This window comes from Bacillus sp. 7_6_55CFAA_CT2, from assembly GCF_000238655.1.
GTDB lineage: Bacteria > Bacillota > Bacilli > Bacillales > Bacillaceae_G > Bacillus_A > Bacillus_A cereus.
Genome location: NZ_JH414711.1, coordinates 19,955 through 44,720, shown reverse-complemented (window position 1 = coordinate 44,720; position 24,766 = coordinate 19,955). Strand labels below are relative to the sequence as shown.

Below are 24,766 nucleotides of genomic sequence, written 5' to 3'. Positions count from 1 at the left end.
GGTATAGTTTTTTTTATTTACTTAATTGCTTCATGAACTTTTAGTTGTTTCCCTTTAATCGTTGTAGTCTTCATGACTTTCAAGACAAGTGGTCCTTTTCCATTTAATATTTCAACGTAAGAAACATTATCTTGTATCGTAATAATACCTATATCTTCTGCTGTAACACCTTTAATTTTAGCAATTGTACCGACGAAATCTACCGCCCTAATTTTCTTTTTCTTCCCGCCATTAAAGTACAGCTTCATAATGCCTTTGTTGATATCTGCATTTTTATCTTTCTTTATAATTGGTTTAGCATGTATCTTTTCTTCAAATGCAGCTTTCTCTTTCATAACTTCTTCTTTTGAAGGTCCAATTGCCTTTGGAATTTCAAATCCAATATACTCCTCAATCTCTTCTAAAAATCTATTTTCATATGGTGTTATAAATGTAATAGCTTTTCCACTATTTCCAGCTCGTCCCGTTCTTCCAGTACGATGTACGTAGCTTTCTTTTTCAAGTGGAATATCATAATTAATAACATGTGTAATATTATCAATATCAATTCCTCTCGCAGCTACATCTGTTGCTACTAAATAACGGAATTTTCCTTTTCTAAAATCATCCATGACTTCAAAACGATCTTCTTGTACCATACCACCATGTATTTTGTCACAAGGATAGTTAGCTCGTTTTAATTGTCTATATACATGATCTACATTTTCTTGTGTACGACAGAAAATAATACAGCTATCAGGATTCTCAATCGTTGTTACATCTTTAAGTAGTGAAAGCTTCTCGTCTTCTATCACCTCAAAAAGAGTATGTTCAATTTTATCCGTCGTAATCCCAGCTGCTTTAATTTCAATATAAATTGGTGAATTCATATATGTACGAGACAATTTCTCAACATCTTCTGGAAGTGTTGCTGAAAATAACATCGTCATTCTTTTTGTAGGTAATTCATCAATAATTGCCTCTACTTGATCGATAAAGCCCATATTTAGCATCTCATCTGCTTCATCAATAACTAAATACTTCAAACACTCTAAAGAAAGGGTACCCTTCTCAATATGATCCAACACACGACCAGGAGTACCAACTACAATATGTGTCTTTTGCTTTAATTCTAATTTTTGACGTGCAAATGGAGATTTCCCATAAACTGCCGCAGCCTTAATCCTTTTGAATCGACCTATATTTGTAATATCTTCTTTTACCTGTACCGCAAGCTCTCTCGTTGGTGTTAAAACTAATGCTTGTGGTTTATTCTCTTCCCACTCCACCATTTCACAAAGTGGAATACCAAATGAAGCTGTTTTTCCACTTCCAGTCTGGGACTTCACAACAAGATCCTTCTTTTCTAATGCAACTGGAATAACCTCACCTTGTACTTCTGTTGGATGATTATATCCTAACCCAGTAAGTGCCCTTACGATTTCCGTACTTAGTTTATAATCAGAAAAACTTTTTTTACTCATATATTAACCTCATTTTATTTTGTATTATTTTCTTTTTTATCTTTTGTATACATTACTATCACCCTACTTATTATACTTGAAACCTCATATAAAAAGGTGGATCATGCCAGATTCATCTTTTTATATAGAAATAAACCTTATCATTTCATATAATGTTCAACTACTTGATAACATCTTTTGCTCGTATTGTTAGCATTAACCTTTTCATAGTATCCTACATCCACTCCAAAAAAATAAAAAGAATACATACAACCTTGTATAATTATCTTAATTTTTCAACCTTTTTCATAAACGAACAATAAAAATAAAAAAACGTTTTAAATTCGTTTTTAACGTTGTTTTTCAGATATAAAATCTACTTTTTCAAAAAATGTTAAGAAATACTTTGACTTCTTAATAAAAATAATGTAAATTATCCTATGGACGAACATTTTTGATTAATAAAAATAAAATATTCGTATTTTAGGGGTGTAAATGATGGAAAACGTATTCGACTATGAAGATATTCAATTAATTCCTGCAAAATGTATTGTAAATAGCCGCTCTGAATGTGATACAACTGTCACTTTAGGAAAACATAAATTTAAATTACCTGTCGTACCTGCAAATATGCAAACGATTATTGATGAAAGAATTGCAACTTATTTAGCTGAGAACAACTACTTTTATATCATGCACCGTTTCCAACCAGAGAAACGAATCTCATTCATTAGAGATATGCAATCACGTGGATTAATCGCTTCTATCAGCGTTGGTGTAAAAGAGGACGAATATGAATTTGTACAACAATTAGCTGCTGAGCAACTGACACCTGAATATATCACGATTGATATCGCACACGGTCATTCTAATGCTGTGATTAACATGATTCAACATATTAAAAAACATTTACCAGAGAGCTTCGTTATCGCTGGAAACGTTGGAACTCCAGAAGCGGTAAGAGAATTAGAAAATGCTGGTGCCGATGCAACAAAAGTTGGTATTGGACCTGGTAAAGTTTGTATTACTAAAATTAAAACAGGCTTCGGAACTGGTGGTTGGCAGCTAGCTGCACTTCGCTGGTGTGCAAAAGCTGCAAGTAAGCCAATTATCGCTGATGGTGGTATTCGTACACACGGCGACGTAGCTAAATCTATACGATTTGGGGCAACTATGGTCATGATCGGTTCTCTATTCGCTGGTCACGAAGAGTCTCCAGGGGAAACAATTGAAAGAGATGGCAAACTTTATAAAGAATACTTCGGTTCTGCTTCTGAATTCCAAAAGGGTGAGAAGAAAAACGTTGAAGGTAAGAAAATGTTCGTTGAGCATAAAGGTTCTTTAGAAGATACGTTAATCGAAATGGAACAAGATCTTCAATCTTCTATCTCTTACGCTGGTGGAACAAAATTAGATGCTATTCGTACTGTAGATTATGTTGTCGTGAAAAACTCGATTTTCAATGGTGACAAAGTATATTAATTCTTAAATTAACTTGAACCTTTCCGTAAATCGTTACTAGAAATACTACAAAAAAGGCAGCACACACTGCATCCACTGCAGTAGCTCAAATGATTAAAGAGGAAGTACAACCTGCTATCGATCGCTGGTGGTACAATGAAACATGCCGGAGTAGATATGTCAAAACCAGATGCAATCCGTAAAGCTGTTTCTTACGTTGGTTCATTAATTGATAAATTAGAGCATTCTTATCAAGTATAAAAAATAAGCCCTCGCTTTATGAGGGCTTATTTCATATTTACTTCCCAAACCGTTTGCGATATCCACATTTCCTGCAAAGTTCTTCAACCGCAACTCTTTTCGAAAATCCATCGACAATGTTTGTTGCTCTTTCACCTTCGATAATGTTAGAAAATGAATCATTATTAATATTCCCAAGGTTAATAATCCCTTCACCATCTAAACAACAAGGAATAACTGTTCCATTCGCTAAAATACCCGCTTGATTACGAAGTCCATGACAGAATCCTTTCCCATCATCCTCTTCTTCATGTAATGCTGGCCACTGGAATTCATAGTCTTGATTAATAAAGACACGTTCTGCAATTTTTATACCTTTTCCTGGTGTAAGCTTCTCTTCAATTTGATAAGATAGATCAAATTCATTTTCAATTATAGATAATAACTCTCTATTTTTCTGGATTTCAGCATTCGTTTTATTATCCTGAGTTAAATTCCATAACCTTAACGATACAATTAAATCTGATTGACTTGTCGCTTCCCTAATGAAGGAAAGTATACTCCTTACATAGCCCTCTTTATCTTGCGAACCTGGATGTCCATCAAAACTATGCAGTGAAAAATTCATTTGTCTTAACGCAGGCTTATTTAACAGCCTATGTCTTCTCTTATTAATTAACGTTCCGTTCGTTGTAATATTAACTTTAAACCCTTTTTCATGACTTAAGTCTAATAGTTGATCTATTTTCGGGTGGAGCAACGGCTCACCCTTCACGTGCAAATAAATGTAGTCTGTGTGAGGTTTAATTTGGTCTAATCTTTTAGCAAAATCCTCCACAGAAATGAATTGCTTCTGCCTTTCCGTCGGCGGACAAAAGCTACACGCAAGATTACATACACTCGTAATCTCCAAGTAAAACTTCTTAAACTTCTTCACCTTTAATTCCTCACTTCTCTAACTACTTATACTTTTTCCTCTTCATATTACAGCATATTTTTATGGAAATAGAAACATACTTATTTTAGGAAATCTACATACCATCTAATAATATTTAAAAGACCATCGGTAATTTTTGTCCAATGGTCTTTTTATCCTTTTATATGCAAAGAATAAATTTATTTATGATACGGTTCATCGTAACTATTCTAAATAAGGTTATTTTTTATTATTTTTATAATTAAATTTAACAAAAAAGGTAGTGCCTTCCGATCCTGTTTGAATTTCTATTTTTGCATTATGGCGGGCAGCAATGGCATAACATACACCTAACCCCAATCCAGTTCCATTATCTTTGGTCGTGTAAAACGGCGTACCCAGTTTCTCTAATACTTCAGGCCTGATACCTTTTCCTTGATCCCGCACTGCAAGCACCACACAATTTTGACCTTCCTTGTAAGTGCCAATGGTTAGAACTTTCCCTGTATTCATCGCTTCTAAGCCATTACGATATAGATTCATTAATAATTGCCGTATTTCATTACGATTTAAAAGTAATTCTGGAATGTCATTTGTATCGACTTGAATATATTTATTTTGATTGTACGTATCAATCTTTATTAAAGGAATAATATCGTGGATAATTGAATTTAAATCTAACATCTGCAAATCCGATTTCCTTGTATTACCCATTGAGAGAAATTCAGTAATAATAGAATTGGCACGGTTAAGTTCTTCAATCATTAAATGAAAGTACTTATTATGTTTCTCATAGGTATTCTCTTCTTTTAATAACTGTAAAAATCCTAGTACTGTTGTCATTGGATTTCTAATTTCATGGCTGATACCTGCTGCCATTTGCCCTATTAAATCTATGTTGGATAATCTTTTCAATTCCTGTTCATATTTCTTTTTTCCGTTATGTTTTTAAAAATACAACAAATACCATCATCATACGGGTATGCAATAACTTCATGCCAATATTCATCTGCAGTAGAAAGAAATTCGAAATGAACTGTAGTTCGCTCTGACATCGCACGATGAAATTCCTTATACATAACTGTGTCGATTTCACTCGGGAAAACATCCCATATATTCTTTGCTAATACATCTTTTGCTGTTTTTCTTTTCGGAAAATATTGGTGCTTATTTACGTATGTAAATTCCCATTTATTATTTAAAATAAAAAATCCATCCGTAATACATTCAATCACACTTGTAACTTTTTCATTAGCAGCAGCTAGCTCTCTCGTTCGCTCTTCCACTATGCTTTCTAGTTGATCCATATATGACAAATTCGAAAACGTAGGGGCTGTGGCATCAACGATAGATTTTGCTAGTTGAAGTTGAGAATGATCATAATTGTGAGCTTTTCCTTCTTTGCCAACGACGATTACCCCTAATACTTCTCCAATTGAAACCAATGGAATCATCAATAGACCCTTATTATCTATATTTTTTGTTTGAATAACTTCTTGAATCTTGGCTTCATAGCTTTTCTCTGTCCAATCCGCTTCTGTCCAATGACAGCCCTTACTTAATTTCGTTGTTTTAATTGTTGTTTTATCTAGCGGATCTAGAAGATGGGCAGTCATATTTTTACTCTCTAAAATCTGTTCTAGGTAAAAAAAGCATTTATCAAAACTCTCCTGTATCGAGGAACACATTGATAAATCACGTGTAACATTTAGTAACAGCTGCTTCTCAGCAATAAGGTTTTCCTTTTGTTTTAAATTATTTGTGTTTTGAATTGCAACCGCAGCCATATTTACATAAGCTTCAACACTTTGAATTTCTGAATCTGTTAAGTTCATCGGAATTCCATAATCAAATAAAAAAACTAGACCAAATAACTCTTGCCCAAATGAGATAGGCAGAGCTAATAAGGACTTAATTTTGAATGCATTAACCGGTCTCGGATCTGGTCGATGATCCTTTGAGGTATCAGGAATATAGATGGTTTTTTTCGTTTCAATAACCTCTTTTGCCAGTAAGTCTATTTCAGGATCAATTACTTGAGTATCGAGCGTTACGCCATTTATAGTCTCTGGTTTTCCTGCAAACCCTCTAAATGTTCCATCTTCCTGGGGTAAATAAATTCCAACAGCATCGCACCTAACAATTTCCTCTGATATCGCCATTGTCACCCGCTGCAATACGTCACGTAGTTCTAATTTCGTATTTATTATTTTTGTTATATTTGCGAGTCTAGAATATCTCTTCTGATCACTTACCATTCACATAGCCTCCAATTATAGGCATAATAAAATAAATATGATAATATCAGTGTTTTACATAGAATACATTACTTATGATACGGTTCTCCACGATTAATCCGAAACGCTCTATACACTTGCTCAAGCAACACTAATCGCATTAATTGGTGTGGCAATGTCATCTTTGAAAAAGAAAGTGATTCATTTGAACGCTTCATCACTTCTGAGCTTAGTCCCAGTGATCCACCAATTACAAATGCGACTTTACTCTTTCCGTATGTAGCAAGGCGATCTAGACTTACCGCAAATTCTTCTGATGACTTTTGCTTTCCTTCTATAGCTAATGCAATCACATGCGTGTCATCAGAAATTTTATCGAGTATACGTATACCTTCTTTTTCCTTTACAATTAACATTTCTGCTTCACTTAAATTTTCTGGCGCCTTTTCATCAGGTAATTCAATTACTTCTACTTTTGCGTATGCAGATAATCGTTTTAAGTATTCTGCTATACCTTGTTTCAAATATTTTTCTTTTAATTTCCCAATTGAAATAATCGAGATATTCACACGTATCCTCCACCTTACAAACATGTTATCCACAAAACTTATCCACATATCCACAAATACTACCCACATATTGTGTGAGAATCTGTGTTCGATACAACATATGTCGCCTCATTTTGACAAAATTCACATGTTTTTTTCTCTTTTCCTGAGTTATCCACATTGTTGATAACTGGTGCAACTTCACACTCATCCACAATAATATCTAACGCTAATTCAACATGTTCTAAACAACAAGGTAAATTCATTTTCTACACCTCACTTTTCTACAATAGAAAACAGGAGGTAGGCCCTCCTGTTTTTAATACTTTTGAATGCCTAATTTCACTGTTGTTGTTACTCTTTTTGTACCACGATAAAACGTAAGAGTCATTTTATCATTAATTTCCTTATCATATAAGGCCGTACGGAATCCAATAATATCGCGAATCGGTTTTCCATCTACTGCCACAATAACATCATGTTCTCTTAAACCAGCATCCGCACCTGGCGAAGGACTTTTCACATCCAAAATACAAACGCCCTCTGTTACAGTACCTGGTAAATGTAATGTTTTTGACCAATAATAGTTTGGGATTTCATTTAATGACCTAAGTTCAATCCCAACATACGGTCTTCTTACTTTTCCATACTTCTCAAGTTCATTCATAATTGGAACAGCTCTAGTCACCGGAATAGCAAGGCCGATTCCTTCTACTTCTTTTGCAGCAATTTTCATTGAATTAATACCAATTAATTGTCCTGCTGCATTTACAAGCGCACCACCACTATTCCCCGGATTAATCGCTGCATCTGTTTGTAACACTTCTACTTGCCAATCATAATGTCCATCTTGATCTAAATCTACAGGGACAATACGTTCATTAGCTGAAATAATACCTTGTGTAACTGTTCCAGAAAATTGCAGTCCAAGTGGGTTTCCAATCGCAATAACTGGTTCTCCTCTGCGAACAGTATTAGAATCGCCAATTTCAATTATTTTTTTCACATGCTTTGCATCTATTTCTAATACAGCTAAATCTGTGACTACATCGGTTCCTAATACTTTTCCAGGAACCTTCTTACCATCACTTAGACTTACTTCAATACGATTCGCTCCAGCTACAACATGATTATTCGTTACAATATAAGCTTGACCATCTGTCTTTTTATAAATTACTCCTGATCCTGTACCGGCCTCTGAATCTGCCTCTGAAAAATTATCTCGTTGAATGTTAATAACACCCACAACAGCTTCAGATGCACGATCAACAGCATCTACAAAGCTAATCTGTTTAATCCCTTGAGCTTCAGCCATATTACTTCCGCTTGCTTCAGCTTGCGGAAGCGTATCAGCAGAATTCGAAAATAAAGGCGCTCCAAACGCAAATAAAGAAGCTCCTACAATTGTTCCCGCTATACTCGAAAGAACTATACCTTTGTGCTTCTTTTTTCCTGCACGTTTCATACGATAACTTTCTTCATCAATAAAGGACATATTTGTTCACCTATCTTCCTGAAAACAACTATATTCACCTTTATTGTTTACTAAAATGAAGAATTATACGTATTGAATTTTTGTAGGCATTTTTGGATCTGTATCGTGAATTTCAAATGATTCACCCACTCCAAATCCTTTTTCCTCTAGTACTTGTGATACTGACATACGCGCTAGTTCTTTCATGTTATTATCTAAGCTTAAATGGGCTAAATAAATATGCTTTGTCTCATCTGTAATTACATCTGCCATCGCTAATGCAGCATCCTCATTACAAACATGCCCAACGTCACTTAAAATACGTCGTTTAATGCTCCATGGATAACGTCCCATACGAAGCATTTCTACATCATGATTACTTTCAAATACGAAAGCATTAGCTCCCTTAATAACGCCCTTCATACGGTCACTTACGTATCCCGTATCTGTAATAAGCGCTAATTTCCTATTATTGTTATGGAAAGCATAAAACATCGGTTCTGCCGCATCATGAGAAACTCCAAATGACTCGACTTCAATATCACCAAATGTTTTCACATCACCAACTGAGAAAATAAACTTTTGTTCAGTTGGGATATTTCCTATTAAATGTTCCATTGCATTCCATGTTTTCTCATTCGCATAAACAGGTAAATCATATTTACGTGCCAATACACCTAATCCTTTAATATGATCACTATGCTCATGCGTTACAAGAATACCTGATACATCATTTATATTTAGTTCTGCTTGTTTAAATAAAGCCTCTGTTGCTTTACCACTTAAACCTGCGTCGACTAGTAATTTTTTTTCATCGGTTCCTACGTATAGCATATTTCCTGTACTTCCACTTGCAAGTACGCTAAAATGCAACCCCATTCTTTCTCACTCCAGTATGTTCATCAACCACTTGATTTTCCTTTTCTCCTAATTCCATAACTTGTCCTTCAATTGCATTCACAAAGAAGTCCTGCTTCTGCTCCGTTTTTAAATTCCACGTTGGAGCAAGTACTTGGTTATTAGAAGTAGATGCGGTAAGAGTGGCATAACCAATTTGCGCTTCTTTAACATGCGTATTTCCATGAATTTTATTTTTTAAATACAAATTTTCTAAAGCTGTTTGAGCCGTAATAATTTCTTGCTCTTTCGTTTTTTCACCTTCGCCCATTTCTTTTAAATCAGTTAGCATTGTCTGCGTATATGAAACAAGTTCATTTTTTTCATTTAATTCCACAACAATCATCGCCTGATTATTATAGAAAATAGGCTTATCTTTATATTTTTGGAAGAAATAAATTTTAGAGTCTTTCACCGCTCCAAATTCATATTTTTGTCCATCCAATACATAGTTCTTCAAAAATTCATTATACTTATCTTTTGATAATGATTTCGTATTTAAAAAAGGCTCTTTTAGCTTACTTTCTATCTTGTACATATTTTGTATATGCACCGTTTGATTTTTCAAAGACTGTATATCTTCTTCTTTAAAGGCTTTATTTTCCGCTCTAATAAATGACTCTTTTTTCGGTTCTTTAGGGATATTTCCCATCGTAATTTTATTTGCTTTTAATTCTTGATCTATCTTTGTTTCTGCAATAAGCTCCAATTGATTACTATCTTGCTTTTGAATGAATTGGAAAATGAGAAAGAGGTCCAAAACAAAAAAGGTCACAATAAATATGGTTTTAATCCGATCCCAATCCATTTAGTCCTCCCTCACTCCACTCATAGATTTTCTGTTTACCTGTTTCATCTTCAACAAGCTTTACATACCAAATTGGTTGTAGTCGAACCACTTGCCCATCTAGTGATAACTTGTATCCAATGCCAATATCCTTAATTACTTGTTTCTTTATCTCTGGATTATTTTCTAGGGATGCTATTACAACATGCCCTGACGGAAGAGTAACCTTCTGTTCTATACCTTTAGTATTTAAAGACAGCAACGGTCTTTCATATTCCATTACTTCTTCTGATCCCCATACTTGTCTTAATTCCGCTAATCCATCTGCATTGAATACTGGATATCCATCTTCATTTAAGCGAAATACTGTCTCTCCTTTATTCATATAGTCCAAACGATATGAATCCAAACTCCCACTGTGACCACTTACAAATTCAAAGCTTTTTTGTAAAAGCATTAAATTATCTATCGTTTTCTCAGTTAAGACAGAAGAGTTTTTATACTTTAGCATGTGACGATCGTTTTCAATTTCCATGGATCTAATACCATCTGTAAATGTTTCTTTCGACATCTCGGTAATCGGACTTAAATAACGAGGATCACTAAACAGAGCATTCTTAAACGTATCAACTGCTAAATTAGATGAAATATATGTTATATTGCTTAACTCTGTCGTTCCATCTGGTAAAAATAATTTTTTCATATCATTGAGTTGATAATCAAAATAAGGTTTTGCTGATACTATAAATTGATTTTGGGCATTTACAATATCTTTTAAATACAAGCCACTTAATTTTGCCTCGTATATTTTAAAGTTATCACCATCAGAAACAAAGTTAATTTTAATTTCTTGATCCTTACTTCTAGAAGGATCAAGGAGAATACGATTAAAGTGTTTAGGCTTATCTGTACTTTTCTCTTTCATGTTAAACATGGATTTAACTGCATCAAATGGGATATCGGTAGGGAAAACAAGTTCAACTTTCCCTTCACCATGCACATATGAAAGGAAATCACCCTTAGTGATTGATATCTCTCTAAAATCATGTAGTTCCCCTACTTCCAGGGGCTTATAGATTGATTCTATATCTGCCTCTCTTCTGCTCCCATAATGATTTTTATCTTTATGCACGATGATAGAAGTAGGACGGACAACATCGGAAATTTTAGTTTGGTTCATTCCTTCATTCCCCTGTACAAATTTCGCGTTTTGCATGGATGTAGAATCTGGCACATACGTCCATAGATTAAAAGTAAGAAATAGGCTAATTACAACTAGGTTAATTAAAACTATTGTTTTAAAGTTTTCCATACTCATTCCCAATCGTCCTCTTCATCTGCTGCCATTGGTAACGTGAAATAAATAGTTGTCCCTTTTCCTTCTTCACTCTTCGCCCAAATAGAGCCACCATGTGCCCCAATCATTTCTTTTGCAATTGCTAATCCAAGTCCCGTACCACCCATTTGTCTTGAACGAGCTTTATCTACGCGATAAAAACGTTCAAAGATTTTATCAACGTTTTCTTTTGGAATACCCATTCCTTGGTCACTTACACTAATTTCTAATAAATCACCGCGATCACGTAAACGATATGTTACTGTTCCACCTTCTGGTGAATACTTTAATGCGTTAGAAATAATGTTATACAGCACTTGAGTAATTTTGTCAGTATCCATATCAATAAATCTAGATTTCTTAGAGAAAGATCGTTTGAAACTTACATTTTGCTCTTTAGACATTTCAAAGCGATCAATAATATTATTAAAGAAATCAGTAAAGTCGACCCATTCTTTCATTAAACGATGCTCTGTACTATCCAGTTTAGATAGCTGTAACAACGCATTTACAAGTCTAATCATTCTTTCTGTTTCTTCTTGTGTAACCGTTAAAAATTGTGGTGCAATATTTGGATCCTGCCATGCTCCATCTGTAAGTGCCTCTAAATAACTGCGCATCGTCGTTAATGGCGTCCTTAATTCATGAGAGACATTTGCCACAAACTCACGGCGTTCCCGTTCTATACGTTCCTGCTCTGTTACATCATATAGTACAGCAATTAAGCCGTTTGCCTTCCCTGTTTCTTTTTGAATAACAGAGAAACTAGCACGTAAAATATATGGTTCATTTCTCGTACTAAAATCTAATAAAACAGAATCTGGCTCTTCATATAAATGATCGAGCGTAAATTCTTCCTGTATCCCTAATACCTCTAAAACAGATTGATCGAGCGCTGTTTCACGAGAAACATTTAACATCTTTTCCGCAGGGTCATTTAGTAAAATAATATCCCCTTTTCGATCAGTAGCAATTACTCCATCTGTCATATGTGATAAAACAGATGATAATTTACGCCTTTCACTTTCTGTAGAAGAACGAGCTTGTTGTAATTTTTTCGATAAATTATTGAAGGATAATGCCAGTTGTCCAATTTCATCATGGCTATGCACTTTTACTTTTCTGGAATAATTTCCTTTTGCCATTTCGATTGCTTGTCTCCGCATATCTGAAATTGGTCTTGTAATTGTTTGAGCCAACAAAATCCCAAGTACGGCCGTTACTAATAAAGCAATTACTGTTCCCGTAGCAAAAATTTGATTTATATCCTTCATTTGTTTATATACATCTTCCATAGATGCCACAATGTAAATAACACCAAGCGCATCCTTACCGTTATCATCTAGAATCGGAGTAAGCATAACTTGAACACGATGACCTGTACTACCATCCTTCTCAATTTTCACTTCTGGCTTTTTTTGTACTAACACTCGCTGAACAGCTATATCAGTTGATGTTCGATTCACCTTATTCTGCTTTGATTCATCTGAAATAGCCAGTAACTTTCTGTGCGAATCAAATACACTTACCTCTTGTATAACTTTCTTCTGATCAGAGGCAAATTTTCGAATTGACGTTTTAATCGTTTCATCTGTTGACTCTGTTTCTGCTTTTGTATAACTTTTTTTAAACTCTTGCTTCAAATTATATGATAATAAGTTTGTTTGCTGCGTTAAAGAATCCCTAAAACCTTGTACTAAGCTCTTCTCTAATTCCCTTACGAAATATACTCCAATAACTTGCATCGCTATTAATATTAATAGCATATATATAAGCACAAATTTTAAATGAATAGATTGAAAAAAACCAACTTTCTTCATATACTATTCCTGCTCTGGGTCACGCAAGTAATACCCTACTCCACGTCTAGTTACAATTAAAGTAGGATGGCTTGGATTATCTTCAATTTTTTCACGCAAACGACGTACTGTAACGTCTACTGTGCGCACATCTCCAAAATAGTCATAACCCCAAACTGTTTGTAATAAATGTTCGCGTGTCATAACTTGTCCTAAATGTTTCGCTAAATAATGTAGCAACTCAAATTCACGATGTGTAAGCTCGATATTTTCCTCGCGCTTCGTTACACTATATGCATTTGGATTAATCACAATTGGTCCAATAACCATTTCTGTATTTTCTTCTTTTTCCGCAGCACCACCTTGTTGATGGCGGCGTAAATTCGCCTTCACACGAGCAAGTAATTCCCTTGTACTAAATGGCTTCGTTACATAATCATCTGCCCCAAGCTCAAGCCCTAATACTTTATCAATCTCAGAGTCCTTTGCTGTAAGCATAATAATCGGCATTTCTGAGCTTTTACGTATTTCACGGCAAACCTCTAAGCCGTCTTTACCTGGTAGCATAATATCTAATAAAACCATATCTGGTTGCTCTTCATTAGCCTTTTCAATTGCTTCATCACCATCATGTGCCATTACTATTTCAAAACCTTCTTTTTCTAAGTTAAACTTCAAAATATCTGCAATCGGCTTTTCATCATCAACTACTAAAATTTTCTTTCCCATCATCGTCTATTTCCTCCTTATAAAAATATGGTCAATAATCCCTAAACATATTGATGTTTACATAGTATGTCCTATATGACCGCATCCTTTGTTTAAGTATTTTCTCCTCTATTCTCATAGACTCATGTATGATCCACTTTTACACGGCATCTTATACGATCTATAGAAAAACCTCTAGCTTCAACTGCTAGAGGCTCCTCGTTCTATTTTAAAATAACTACTCAGTTTTGTAAAATTACATAAATAAAAAGGATATTAAGTGGGCCCACTTAATATCCTGAGAGTGGCTCGGGACGGAATCGAACCGCCGACACGAGGATTTTCAGTCCTCTGCTCTACCGACTGAGCTACCGAGCCAAAACTATATATAAAACCACTAATGGTGGTATAAACAAAAGTGGCGGTCCCGACCGGGGTCGAACCGGCGATCTCCTGCGTGACAGGCAGGCATGTTAACCACTACACCACGGGACCAAAAATAAGCAAAAAAAACATGACCCGTACGGGATTCGAACCCGTGTTACCGCCGTGAAAGGGCGGTGTCTTAACCACTTGACCAACGGGCCACGAAAAATAAAATGGTGAGCCATGAAGGACTCGAACCTTCGACCCTCTGATTAAAAGTCAGATGCTCTACCAACTGAGCTAATGGCTCATACTCACCAACGTCATATTTTCGTGACGACAAGATGTATCATAACATGTATTCTGTATTTATTGCAATACTTTTTTCGTTTTTTTATAAAAGAATAAGAAAAAACTCATGCGGACATGAGTTTTTTCTAAACACTATTAATTAAGCTTCGTATACGTTACGAACAATATTTGTTTGGTTACGATCTGGTCCAACTGAGAACATAGATATTTGAATTCCTGTTAACTCAGAAACACGTTCTACGTATTTTCGTGCATTTTCAGGAAGTTCATCTAATGATTTTACACCAGTAATATCTTCTTCCCAACCTGGAAGCTCTTCATATACAGGCTCACATTTTGCTAAAATGTTTAAGTTAGCTGGAACTTCATCAATAACTTCACCATTGTATTTGTAAGCAACACAAATTTTAAGAGTTGGAATACCTGTTAAAACGTCGATAGAATTTAATGATAGATCCGTTAAACCACTAACACGACGTGCATGTCTTACAACAACGCTATCGAACCAACCTACGCGGCGTGGACGACCAGTTGTCGTTCCATACTCGCGACCAACTTCACGAATTTGATGACCAATTTCATCATGAAGCTCAGTAGGGAATGGACCATCACCAACGCGGCTTGTATATGCTTTACATACACCTACAACGCGAGTAACTTTCGCAGGACCAACTCCAGTTCCAACTGTTACACCACCAGCAATTGGGTTAGAAGATGTAACGAACGGGTACGTACCGTGGTCAATATCAAGCATAACACCTTGCGCACCTTCAAATAATACACGGTGATTATTATCTAATGCATCATTTAATACAACAGATGTATCACATACATATTGCGCGATTTGTTGCCCGTACTCGAAGTACTCTTCGAAAATTTCTTCTACAGTGAAACCTTCTGTATCGTACATTTTTTCAAATAAACGATTTTTTTCTACTAAATTGCGCTCAAGCTTCTCTTTAAATGCTTCACGGTCTAAAAGATCAGCCATACGAATACCAATACGAGCAGCTTTATCCATATATGCAGGACCGATACCTTTTTTCGTTGTACCGATTTTGTTATCACCTTTACTTGCTTCTTCTAACTCATCTTGCTTTAAGTGGTAAGGTAAAATAACATGTGCACGGTTACTTACACGTAAATTATCAGTACTTACACCACGATCGTGTAAGTATTTTAACTCTTCAAGTAATGCTTTTGGATCTACTACTAATCCGTTTCCGATTACACAAATTTTCTCTTTATAGAAAATACCAGATGGAATTAAGTGTAATTTATATTTAACTCCGCCGAAAACAATTGTATGTCCCGCGTTATTTCCACCTTGATATCTTGCAACTACTTCCGCATGCTCAGAAAGAAAATCAGTGATTTTACCTTTTCCTTCGTCGCCCCATTGTGTTCCTACAACTACTACTGAAGACATTATTAAAGCACCTCCGCAATTTTCAAACGATCTATTCAAACAATATAATTGTACCAAAACCGAAAAAGAAGTCAACCGAAAAGCGAACATTTTTTCATAAAAAAACTTTTTCGTTCGTAAGAATTATATATTTAACTTATGAAAGCCTTATCTTTCTTATAAAAAAAAGAAACACATCTTATTATAAGAAATGTGTTTCTTTTTTATACTGCCTTTATGCCGGCGGAGCATGTCCATCCTCAAAACGACGTTCTAAGTTAACGAACTTATTGAACTCTTTGACGAATGCAAGTTCCACTGAACCTACTGGACCGTTACGCTGTTTTGCAATAATAATTTCAATTGTATTTTTGTTTTCCGTTTCTCGATCATAGTAGTCTTCACGATATAGGAAAGCTACAATATCAGCATCCTGCTCAATACTTCCAGATTCACGAATATCAGACATCATCGGGCGTTTATCTTGACGAGATTCTACACCACGAGATAACTGTGATAAAGCAATAACAGGCACTTGCAATTCACGTGCAATCCCTTTTAAGGTACGAGAAATCTCAGATACTTCCTGCTGACGGTTTTCTCCTGATTTCCCACTTCCTTGAATAAGCTGCAAATAGTCAATCAAAATCATACCAAGACCTTGTTCTTGCTTTAATCTACGACATTTTGCTCGAATCTCATTTACTTTAATACCTGGCGTATCATCAATATATATACCAGCATTTGAGAGACTCCCCATTGCCATTGTTAATTTTGCCCAATCATCGGAAGTTAATGAACCAGTACGAAGTCTTTGTGCATCAATATTCCCTTCTGCACAAAGCATACGCATAACAAGCTGATCAGCACCCATCTCCAAACTAAAAATCGCTACATTTTCATCGGTTTTCGTCGCTACGTTTTGTGCAATATTTAATGAAAATGCCGTTTTCCCTACTGATGGACGTGCTGCCACGATAATTAAATCATTTCGTTGGAAACCTGCTGTCATCTTATCTAATTCAGTAAACCCAGTTGGTATCCCAGTAACTTCACCCTTTTGATTATGCAAAAGTTCAATTTTGTCATAAGCATCTACAAGAACATCTTTAATGTTTTGGAATGCTTTTGCATTCGTTTGATGGGATACTTCTAATATTTTTTTCTCAGCCTCATTTAAAAGACCATCCACATCATCTTCTCTCTCGTATCCATCCGATACAATATGAGTCGCCGTGCGAATTAAACGACGTAAAAGCGCCTTTTCAGCGATGATGCGTGCGTAATATTCTACGTTAGCTGCAGTTGGCACAACTTCTGCTAACTCTGCTAAGTAAGAAACCCCACCAACTTCTTCTAGTAATCCTTGATCAGCCATTGCTGATGTCATCATTACTAAGTCGATCGGCTCTCCCTTATCAGATAGCCCAAGCATGACTTCAAAAATCTTTTGATGTTTCGTTCGATAGAACGAATCAGGTACCAATAACTCTGATGCTGAAGTTAACGCATCTTGATCAATCAATATGGCCCCTAAAACCGCCTGCTCAGCCTCTATATTATGCGGAGGGGTACGATCAGCAAGTACATCACTCATACGCAATCCTCCTTGCTTAATTTATTTTTATTGTTCACTAACATGAACTTTTACTGTTGCTGTTACTTGTGGATGCAATTTCACAGTAACGTTTGTATAACCTAACGCGCGGATTGCATCGTCCATTTCAAATTTACGTTTATCAAGCTTAATCTTGTGTGATTTTTGCATTGCATCTACGATTTGTTTGCTTGTGATAGAACCAAATAAACGGCCACCTTCTCCAGATTTCGCCTTTAATTCTACAGTTAATTTCTCTAAAATCTCTTTTAACTCTTTTGCATTTTCAAGCTCTGCTGCTGCATCTTTTTCTTCTTTACGCTTTTGAGCTTCTAAAGTTTTCATACTGCTATTTGTTGCTTCAGCAGCTAATCCTTGTTTTAATAAGAAGTTATTTGCATAGCCATCTGGTACGTTTTTTACTTCTCCTTTTTTACCTTTACCTTTTACGTCTTTTAGAAAAATTACTTTCATGATTGTGTGCCTCCCTGTAAATAGTCATCAATAACAAATCGAAGCTTCTCCTCAGCTTCATCTACTGTAACATTTTTCATCTGTGTGGCTGCATTCGTCAAATGCCCGCCACCGCCTAAGTTTTCCATAATTAGCTGCACATTCACTTCACCTAAAGACCTGCTGCTAATTCCAATGAGGTTCTCGCCACGTTTCGCAACAACAAATGATGCAATAATCCCTGTCATCGTTAATAACGTGTCTGCCGATTGCGCAATAAGCACTTGATCGTAGTAATCATCACTATCAACTTTAGCAATCGCAATTCCATTTTTATAAATGTACGCATTTTTTATAGCTTTTGCAACCCGTAAATACTGATCCATATCTTCCTTTAAAAGTTCTTGTACAAGTACAGTATCTGCACCATGCGAGCGTAAATAAGAAGCAGCATCAAATGTACGAGCCCCTGTCCGGAATGTGAAACTTTTCGTGTCGACAATAATACCCGCTAACAATGCCGTCGCTTCTAACATTGTCATCTTTAAATTTTTAGGTTGATACTCAAGTAATTCTGTAACCAATTCTGCTGTTGAAGAAGCATATGGTTCCATATAAACTAGCAATGGGTCTTCAATAAAATCTTCTCCACGGCGATGATGATCAATAACTACTACATTTTCAATTTTACGTAACAGTTTTTGCTCCATCACCATCGAAGGTTTATGCGTATCGACAACAACAAGTAACGACTCATCATTTGCAAATTCCATCGCTTGCTCTGGAGTAATAAAACGAGACCATAACTCCTCATTTTGTTTCACTTTGTCCATCAAACGCTTAATTCCTTTATCGGAATCATTTTCATCTAACACAATATATCCTTTACGCTCATTTAATTGAGCTACTTTTAAAATACCAATCGCAGCACCAATTGCGTCCATATCGGGAGCCCTATGCCCCATAATAATGACATTACTACTTTCTAATACTAAATCCTTTAACGCATGCGAAATGACCCTAGCGCGTACACGGGTACGTTTTTCAACCGGATTTGTCTTACCTCCATAGAACTTAACTTTACCTGTCGCTTGTTTAATAGCTACTTGGTCTCCCCCACGCCCAAGCGCAAGATCTAAACCAGATTGAGCCATTGCTCCAAGCTCTGATAAAGGTAAATCACCTGATCCGACACCCACACTTAATGTAAGTGGTATATTCCTTTTAGATGTTTCTTCACGCACCTGATCTAAAATGCTAAATTTCCCTTTCTCCATCTGCGTCAAAATACTTTCATTTAGCACAACGAAGAATCTTTCTGAAGATGCACGTTTTAAATACGCACCATACTTAAGTGCCCATTCATTTAGTCGCGATGTCACAAGACTTGTTATATTCGTACGTAATTGATCATCTAATCCTTGTGTAACTTCATCATAATTATCCAAATAGATGACAGCTAAAACAGTCCTTTGATCCTCGTACATCTTTTCGATTTCTGTTTGTTCCGTTACATCAAAGAAATAAATTAACTTTTCTTCTTTCCTTACAAAAACGCGAAACTTTCGATTATTTAAAGAGACTATATCATCAGAAGTTTCTCCTTTAATGAAAAGAAGTAATGTTTCTGATACATCGTAAAGGTGCCATCCAGCTAATGCATGCTGTCCCAGACATGAAGATAAATAAGGATTTGCCCAATCAATCCCATAATCCTTATTGTATAACAAAATACCAATCGGCATCTGGTTAAATGCTTCATTACTCACTTTCTTTACCCTTGTAATCATATCTGTCGTATGCTTTTCGAAATTCCTTTGAAAATTAAGTTCAAATCGTATAACGATAAAGAATACGATACAAAAAATGACAAAAGCAGCTATCCCCATAATTAAATGAAAATAACAGAGAATTGAAATGAGCACAAACACAAAAAATGCCAATACATAAACAGGATATAAAAACCACTGTTTCTTATCAAATTCAGGCATGTATACAACTCCTATAAAGTAAAACTAACTCACCTTCCAGTTAGTTAAACAGATTAAAATAGTATAAGGAATATTATTTTATCCCCCTATTTTAGAACGCAATGAAATCCCTAAGTCAATTATACCTAAGATTGTCACAAGAGGAAACAGCATCGGAATAAACATGCATGCAATAAAACTAATAATAGGAACCCCTTTAGTAAAACCTTTTCTATACGCTAAAAAGGCGATAAATGTCAGACCTTGCAGTACAAGCAATAGTGCAAATATGACATTTAGGTTAGAAAATACCATATGTAAATATGATGTTGGTTCTACTTTTATAAAAGTTGCTAACAAAATAAATATAACGTAATACCAAATGATACTCTTTGGTAATTGTATATGTTTAAATTTAGGCCAAGATATAACGTCATGTTTTAACTTTTTCAAAACACTACCTGATATTATCACTGTAATCCAAGAAAAACATACTGAAACTAGCACAAGTATACTCGGAAGTAACGATTGTAATATATCATTCATTTGTGCAAGTAACTCTTTTTGTTCCTTACTAATCGGCATACCTGTAGCACTTACTATCTTTTCGCTTTTCGCCATACTTTCACTAAATATACTTTGTCATTTGCTTCATTATATCTATGTTGAAAAACTTTATACTCGCAACATAAATAAGTACAAAACCAATTAATTATGCAAGCGTCCCAGCTATTAAGATTTCCACTGGCTTTTTTCTTGTTTTATACATATATCCTAAAACAATCCCTATCAATCCAAACATAATTATCTTCACTAAATTCATCGGTTGACTCACAATAATAGTAACAAAAAGTGCCGCTACAAAAACCACGAGCACATTAGATAGTTTATGTCTTATCATTAATAGTATAAATGGTAACGGCAACGCAAAAGTTACAACTGTACCCAAAATCGGAACATACATAGATATAAACAATAACATTACATATATAGTCAACAACGCGGCACCTTCAGTAATAAATCTTGCTTGTTTCACATTTTAACCTCTCTTTCAAAAAAGAAAAGCATAGCAAAATGCACAGTAGAGTCCGACTCTACTGTGCATTTCATACGCTATTATTCACCAACATATGGTAAAAGTGCCATTTGACGAGCACGTTTAATTGCAACTGTAAGTTTGCGTTGGTATTTCGCGCTTGTTCCTGTTACACGACGAGGTAAAATTTTACCACGCTCAGAAACGAAACGTTTTAATAAATCAACATCTTTATAGTCAATGCGAGTGATGCCGTTAGCTGTGAAGAAACACACCTTACGACGTTTCGCACGTCCACCTTTGCGTCCTGCCATGTCTATTTCCCTCCATTCTTTGTTAAAACTAACAAATTTACTGTATTAGAACGGTAAATCGTCGTCGGAAATGTCGATCGGTTGACCTACATTTGAAAATGGATCGTCATTCTTCGTAAATCCAGAGTTACCTTGGTTACCTGAATTACTAGATTGACCAAATGGGTTAGAGCCTTGGTTACCGAAACCAGCTCCTGATGGTTGCTGATTAAATGAACCACGTTGCTCCCCACCGCCATTACGCGGCTCTAAAAATTGCACGCTTTCCGCAAGAACTTCTGTTACGTATACACGTTTACCATCTTGTCCCTCGTAATTACGAGTTTGAAGACGTCCATCTACGCCTGCTAAGCTACCTTTTTTTAAATAATTTGCTACGTTTTCTGCTTGTTTACGCCATATTACACAATTAATAAAGTCAGCTTCACGCTCACCTTGTTGATTGGCAAATGCGCGATTCACAGCTAACGTAAAAGTAGCTACTGCAACACCATTGGGCGTGTAACGTAAGTCAGGGTCCTTAGTTAAACGACCAACGAGGATAACACGATTCATCAATCGAACCACTCTCCCTTATATATCAATTATTTTTCTTCTTCTTTAACAACGATATGACGAAGGATGTCTTCGTTGATCTTAGCTAAACGGTCGAATTCATTAATCGCTTCTGCGTTAGATTTCACGTTTAAGATCATGTAGAAACCTTCACGTAAGTCGTTGATTTCGTAAGCTAAACGACGCTTACCCCACTCTTTCGTGTTAATGATTTCTGCACCATTGTTTGTTAAAACACCTGCAAAACGTTCAACTAAAGCTTTTTGAGCTTCTTCTTCAACGCCAGGACGAATGATGTACATAATTTCGTACTTTCTCATTACACTTTCACCTCCTTTTGGTCTAAACGGCCCGTAATGGGCAAGGAGCAATTAATTTATAGTAATTACTCACGAGTTTAGATTATATCATAGTAAGTTATATGAATCAACTCACCAATACATAAAAAACTTGGCAAACATATAATATATTTGCCAAGCTCATATCTTTATTTTTCCTAGGAAATATTAAATTAAACGTTAAAACGGAAGTGCATAACATCTCCGTCTTTTACGATATATTCTTTTCCTTCTAAACGTACTTTTCCAGCTTCTTTTGCAGCTGTCATAGAACCGTTTGTCATTAAGTCATCGTAAGAAACTGTTTCTGCACGAATAAATCCACGCTCAAAGTCTGTATGAATAACACCAGCACATTGCGGTGCCTTCATTCCTTGTTTAAATGTCCAAGCACGTACTTCTTGAACGCCAGCTGTAAAGTAAGTAGCAAGTCCTAATAGGTCATATGCTGCACGAATTAATTGATCTAAACCAGACTCTTCAATTCCTAATTCTTCAAGGAATACTTTTTTCTCTTCTTCGTCTAATTCAGCGATTTCTGATTCGATTTTTGCACATACAACGATTACTTGAGAATTTTCATTTGCTGCAAATTCTTTTACCATTTGTACGTATTTATTTTCCGAAGGATCGATAACATCGTCTTCACTTACATTCGCTACGTATAACATTTCTTTTGTTGTAAGTAAATGAAGGCCTTTAACAACCTTCATCTGCTCTTCTGTAAATTCAACAGTACGAGCCGGTTTTCCCTCTTCAAAAGCTTCTTTTAAACGAACTAAAATTTCATGCTCATATACCGCTTCTTTATCTTTTTGTCTTGCTAATTTCGCAACACGCTCGATACGCTTATCAACAGACTCTAAGTCCGCTAAAATTAGCTCTAAATTGATTGTTTCAATATCATCAATTGGATCTACTTTCCCTGAAACGTGCGTAATATTTTCGTCTTCAAAACAACGAACAACTTGGCAAATTGCATCTACTTGACGAATGTGAGATAAGAATTTATTTCCTAAACCTTCACCTTTACTAGCACCTTTTACGATACCTGCAATATCAGTAAACTCGAATACAGTCGGAACAGTCTTTTTCGGTTCTACTAATTCCGTTAATTTATTTAAACGCTCATCTGGTACTTCTACAATCCCTACGTTTGGATCAATTGTACAGAATGGATAGTTCGCAGATTCTGCTCCTGCTTGTGTAATTGCATTAAATAAAGTGGACTTCCCTACGTTAGGTAATCCAACAATCCCAGCCGTTAATCCCATATTTTTCACTCCTATGTCTCAATCTTTCATCATTATAGATAGTAACGAAAAAAATGACAAGTTTCCGCCAAACGAAAAAAAGTAACAGTTACCTACTGTAACTGTTACTCTCCCTCTATTCTTCGTGCTTCACAAGTATTTTTTTCACCTTACGATCAAACTCTCTTCGAGGAATCATTACTGAATGGTCACACCCCTCGCACTTAATGCGGATATCCATTCCCATACGAATAATTTTCCAACGATTCTCGCCACATGGATGGGCTTTCTTCATTTCCACAACATCATACAAGTTATATTCCTTTTGCTCCACTCTCCAAACTCCTCTCCATACTAAATTGCTTTTCCACTAACTAATTCTTCACGATTATATAAAACCATACGCGGATATGGAATTTCAATTCCATGTAAATCAAGACGATTTTTAATCTCTTTACGAAGTGCCCTTGCAATAACTGCATGTTGCATCGGTTCTACTTCAGCAATAACACGTAATATAACTTCTGATGCAGCTAATGTTTGCACACCTAATAATTGAGGCGTTGTTACCATTTTTTCGTACTTTGAAGGTAATTCTACTAATAAATCTTCAATAACCTGCTCTGCTTTCGCAATATCAGCCTCATATGAAATAGATACATCAACAAACGCTACACTATTACTAACTGAGTAGTTAGTAACTTGAATAATACTTCCATTTGGTAAAGTATGAATTTCACCTGTCCAACTCTTTACTTTCGTTGTACGAAGTCCAATTTCTAAAACGACTCCTTCAAATTGACCGATTTTAACATAATCGCCAACTGAAAACTGATCTTCTAACAAAATAAATAAACCTGTAATAACGTCTTTCACTAAACTTTGAGCACCAAATCCGACTGCTAAACCAATTACCCCAGCACCCGCTAATAAACCTGATGCATTAATATCAAACACACCTAAAATCGCAATTAGCATAATGAACATAACAACGTACGCTACAATATTTTCAAGTAATTTTGCTACTGTAACTGTACGACGTTCTGAAATTTGAATTGGAGAACGACTTCCCATGCGAAACGCATTTCGTACAACCGCTCTTGCAATTCGCACAACAACCGCACCAATTATTAAAATAATGCATATTTTTAATGTCGCAACTCCAATATGAGCCCAACGATCAGCATCTAATAAATACTGTTTCATAGAATTAAACCACTTCGTTAATAAATCCATGTACCTCTACCTCTCTAGCTAAAATTTCTTTTTAGTTACCCTTATTATTGTATCAGAAGTCCCCTAATTGCTGAAAAAATTTT

The 24,766-nt window shown here is 35.6% G+C and carries 21 protein-coding genes, 4 tRNA genes and 3 pseudogenes; 2 read left to right on the top strand and 26 right to left on the bottom strand.

The annotated features are described in order from the left end of the window. Nucleotides 1-17 precede the first annotated feature (17 nt). Complete coding sequence (locus HMPREF1014_RS20900) at nucleotides 18-1,463, bottom strand: DEAD/DEAH box helicase (protein WP_000039355.1); 1,446 nt, start codon at nucleotides 1,461-1,463, stop codon at nucleotides 18-20. Between the two features lie 477 nt (nucleotides 1,464-1,940). Between HMPREF1014_RS20900 and guaC the strand changes: the two genes are divergently transcribed. After that, a complete protein-coding gene (gene guaC, locus HMPREF1014_RS20895; protein WP_000432447.1) occupies nucleotides 1,941-2,924 on the top strand; it encodes a GMP reductase in 984 nt (327 codons plus the stop codon). 47 nt (nucleotides 2,925-2,971) lie between these two features. Continuing rightward, nucleotides 2,972-3,164: pseudogene (locus HMPREF1014_RS32630) on the top strand (oligoendopeptidase F); the annotation flags it as partial. A 37-nt stretch (nucleotides 3,165-3,201) separates the two neighbouring features. Here HMPREF1014_RS32630 and HMPREF1014_RS20885 read toward each other — a convergent pair. The 25 genes and pseudogenes from HMPREF1014_RS20885 to HMPREF1014_RS20765 all read right to left on the bottom strand — a co-directional run bounded on the left by HMPREF1014_RS20885 (nucleotide 3,202) and on the right by HMPREF1014_RS20765 (nucleotide 24,683). Further along, nucleotides 3,202-4,080, bottom strand: a complete 879-nt coding sequence (locus tag HMPREF1014_RS20885; protein ID WP_000713633.1) for a radical SAM/SPASM domain-containing protein — start codon at nucleotides 4,078-4,080, stop codon at nucleotides 3,202-3,204. A 219-nt stretch (nucleotides 4,081-4,299) separates the two neighbouring features. Beyond that, nucleotides 4,300-6,317 (bottom strand): annotated as a pseudogene (locus HMPREF1014_RS20880) (GAF domain-containing sensor histidine kinase). A 68-nt stretch (nucleotides 6,318-6,385) separates the two neighbouring features. Beyond that, complete coding sequence (gene rlmH, locus HMPREF1014_RS20875) at nucleotides 6,386-6,865, bottom strand: 23S rRNA (pseudouridine(1915)-N(3))-methyltransferase RlmH (protein WP_001027003.1); 480 nt, start codon at nucleotides 6,863-6,865, stop codon at nucleotides 6,386-6,388. Nucleotides 6,866-6,924: 59 nt separating this feature from the next. Continuing rightward, nucleotides 6,925-7,110, bottom strand: a complete 186-nt coding sequence (locus tag HMPREF1014_RS20870) for a CxxH/CxxC protein (protein WP_001052831.1) — start codon at nucleotides 7,108-7,110, stop codon at nucleotides 6,925-6,927. A 53-nt stretch (nucleotides 7,111-7,163) separates the two neighbouring features. After that, a complete protein-coding gene (locus tag HMPREF1014_RS20865) occupies nucleotides 7,164-8,339 on the bottom strand; it encodes a S1C family serine protease (protein ID WP_000008042.1) in 1,176 nt (391 codons plus the stop codon). Between the two features lie 63 nt (nucleotides 8,340-8,402). Beyond that, the gene (locus HMPREF1014_RS20860) at nucleotides 8,403-9,197 is read right to left on the bottom strand and encodes an exodeoxyribonuclease YycJ (RefSeq protein WP_000522837.1); all 795 of its coding nucleotides are present in this window, start codon (nucleotides 9,195-9,197) and stop codon (nucleotides 8,403-8,405) included. Next, on the bottom strand, nucleotides 9,181-10,023 hold the full coding sequence (locus HMPREF1014_RS20855; RefSeq protein WP_000383740.1) for a two-component system regulatory protein YycI: 843 nt from the start codon (nucleotides 10,021-10,023) through the stop codon (nucleotides 9,181-9,183). Before HMPREF1014_RS20855 ends, HMPREF1014_RS20860 begins: the two co-directional genes overlap by 17 nt. After that, complete coding sequence (locus HMPREF1014_RS20850) at nucleotides 10,004-11,320, bottom strand: YycH family regulatory protein (protein WP_000061563.1); 1,317 nt, start codon at nucleotides 11,318-11,320, stop codon at nucleotides 10,004-10,006. The genes HMPREF1014_RS20855 and HMPREF1014_RS20850 overlap by 20 nt, the downstream gene beginning before the upstream one ends. After that, the gene (gene walK, locus HMPREF1014_RS20845) at nucleotides 11,317-13,158 is read right to left on the bottom strand and encodes a cell wall metabolism sensor histidine kinase WalK (RefSeq protein WP_000755368.1); all 1,842 of its coding nucleotides are present in this window, start codon (nucleotides 13,156-13,158) and stop codon (nucleotides 11,317-11,319) included. Before walK ends, HMPREF1014_RS20850 begins: the two co-directional genes overlap by 4 nt. A gap of 3 nt (nucleotides 13,159-13,161) precedes the next feature. Beyond that, nucleotides 13,162-13,869 carry a cell wall metabolism DNA-binding response regulator WalR gene (gene walR / locus HMPREF1014_RS20840; RefSeq protein ID WP_000971865.1) on the bottom strand — a complete coding sequence of 236 codons (708 nt, stop codon included), beginning with the start codon at nucleotides 13,867-13,869 and terminating at the stop codon, nucleotides 13,162-13,164. A gap of 281 nt (nucleotides 13,870-14,150) precedes the next feature. Continuing rightward, a tRNA-Phe gene (locus tag HMPREF1014_RS20835) sits at nucleotides 14,151-14,223 on the bottom strand. 41 nt (nucleotides 14,224-14,264) lie between these two features. Beyond that, nucleotides 14,265-14,340 (bottom strand) — tRNA-Asp (locus HMPREF1014_RS20830). 20 nt (nucleotides 14,341-14,360) lie between these two features. Then, nucleotides 14,361-14,432 (bottom strand) — tRNA-Glu (locus HMPREF1014_RS20825). Nucleotides 14,433-14,445: 13 nt separating this feature from the next. Further along, nucleotides 14,446-14,521: transfer RNA gene (locus HMPREF1014_RS20820), tRNA-Lys, on the bottom strand. 141 nt (nucleotides 14,522-14,662) lie between these two features. Next, complete coding sequence (locus tag HMPREF1014_RS20815; protein ID WP_000100238.1) at nucleotides 14,663-15,952, bottom strand: adenylosuccinate synthase; 1,290 nt, start codon at nucleotides 15,950-15,952, stop codon at nucleotides 14,663-14,665. 214 nt (nucleotides 15,953-16,166) lie between these two features. Next, nucleotides 16,167-17,528 carry a replicative DNA helicase gene (dnaB, locus tag HMPREF1014_RS20810; protein WP_001286148.1) on the bottom strand — a complete coding sequence of 454 codons (1,362 nt, stop codon included), beginning with the start codon at nucleotides 17,526-17,528 and terminating at the stop codon, nucleotides 16,167-16,169. A 27-nt stretch (nucleotides 17,529-17,555) separates the two neighbouring features. Next, nucleotides 17,556-18,002 carry a 50S ribosomal protein L9 gene (rplI, locus tag HMPREF1014_RS20805; protein ID WP_000864227.1) on the bottom strand — a complete coding sequence of 149 codons (447 nt, stop codon included), beginning with the start codon at nucleotides 18,000-18,002 and terminating at the stop codon, nucleotides 17,556-17,558. Continuing rightward, nucleotides 17,999-19,972 carry a DHH family phosphoesterase gene (locus tag HMPREF1014_RS20800; RefSeq protein WP_001113789.1) on the bottom strand — a complete coding sequence of 658 codons (1,974 nt, stop codon included), beginning with the start codon at nucleotides 19,970-19,972 and terminating at the stop codon, nucleotides 17,999-18,001. Before HMPREF1014_RS20800 ends, rplI begins: the two co-directional genes overlap by 4 nt. A gap of 78 nt (nucleotides 19,973-20,050) precedes the next feature. Further along, nucleotides 20,051-20,987, bottom strand: a pseudogene (locus HMPREF1014_RS31375) (YybS family protein). 80 nt (nucleotides 20,988-21,067) lie between these two features. After that, entirely contained in the window at nucleotides 21,068-21,301 is a 234-nt protein-coding gene (gene rpsR, locus HMPREF1014_RS20790) for a 30S ribosomal protein S18 (protein WP_000918873.1), read from the bottom strand. A 45-nt stretch (nucleotides 21,302-21,346) separates the two neighbouring features. After that, nucleotides 21,347-21,859: a single-stranded DNA-binding protein gene (ssb, locus tag HMPREF1014_RS20785; protein ID WP_000981966.1), complete on the bottom strand. Its 513-nt coding sequence runs from the start codon at nucleotides 21,857-21,859 to the stop codon at nucleotides 21,347-21,349. A 26-nt stretch (nucleotides 21,860-21,885) separates the two neighbouring features. Further along, nucleotides 21,886-22,176: a 30S ribosomal protein S6 gene (gene rpsF, locus HMPREF1014_RS20780; protein ID WP_001233778.1), complete on the bottom strand. Its 291-nt coding sequence runs from the start codon at nucleotides 22,174-22,176 to the stop codon at nucleotides 21,886-21,888. 191 nt (nucleotides 22,177-22,367) lie between these two features. Next, a complete protein-coding gene (gene ychF / locus HMPREF1014_RS20775; RefSeq protein WP_000524672.1) occupies nucleotides 22,368-23,468 on the bottom strand; it encodes a redox-regulated ATPase YchF in 1,101 nt (366 codons plus the stop codon). A 115-nt stretch (nucleotides 23,469-23,583) separates the two neighbouring features. Continuing rightward, on the bottom strand, nucleotides 23,584-23,781 hold the full coding sequence (locus HMPREF1014_RS20770; RefSeq protein ID WP_000435485.1) for a DUF951 domain-containing protein: 198 nt from the start codon (nucleotides 23,779-23,781) through the stop codon (nucleotides 23,584-23,586). 20 nt (nucleotides 23,782-23,801) lie between these two features. Further along, nucleotides 23,802-24,683 (bottom strand): mechanosensitive ion channel family protein, encoded by an 882-nt coding sequence (locus HMPREF1014_RS20765; RefSeq protein WP_000365108.1) that lies wholly within the window; start codon nucleotides 24,681-24,683, stop codon nucleotides 23,802-23,804. Nucleotides 24,684-24,766 lie beyond the last annotated feature (83 nt).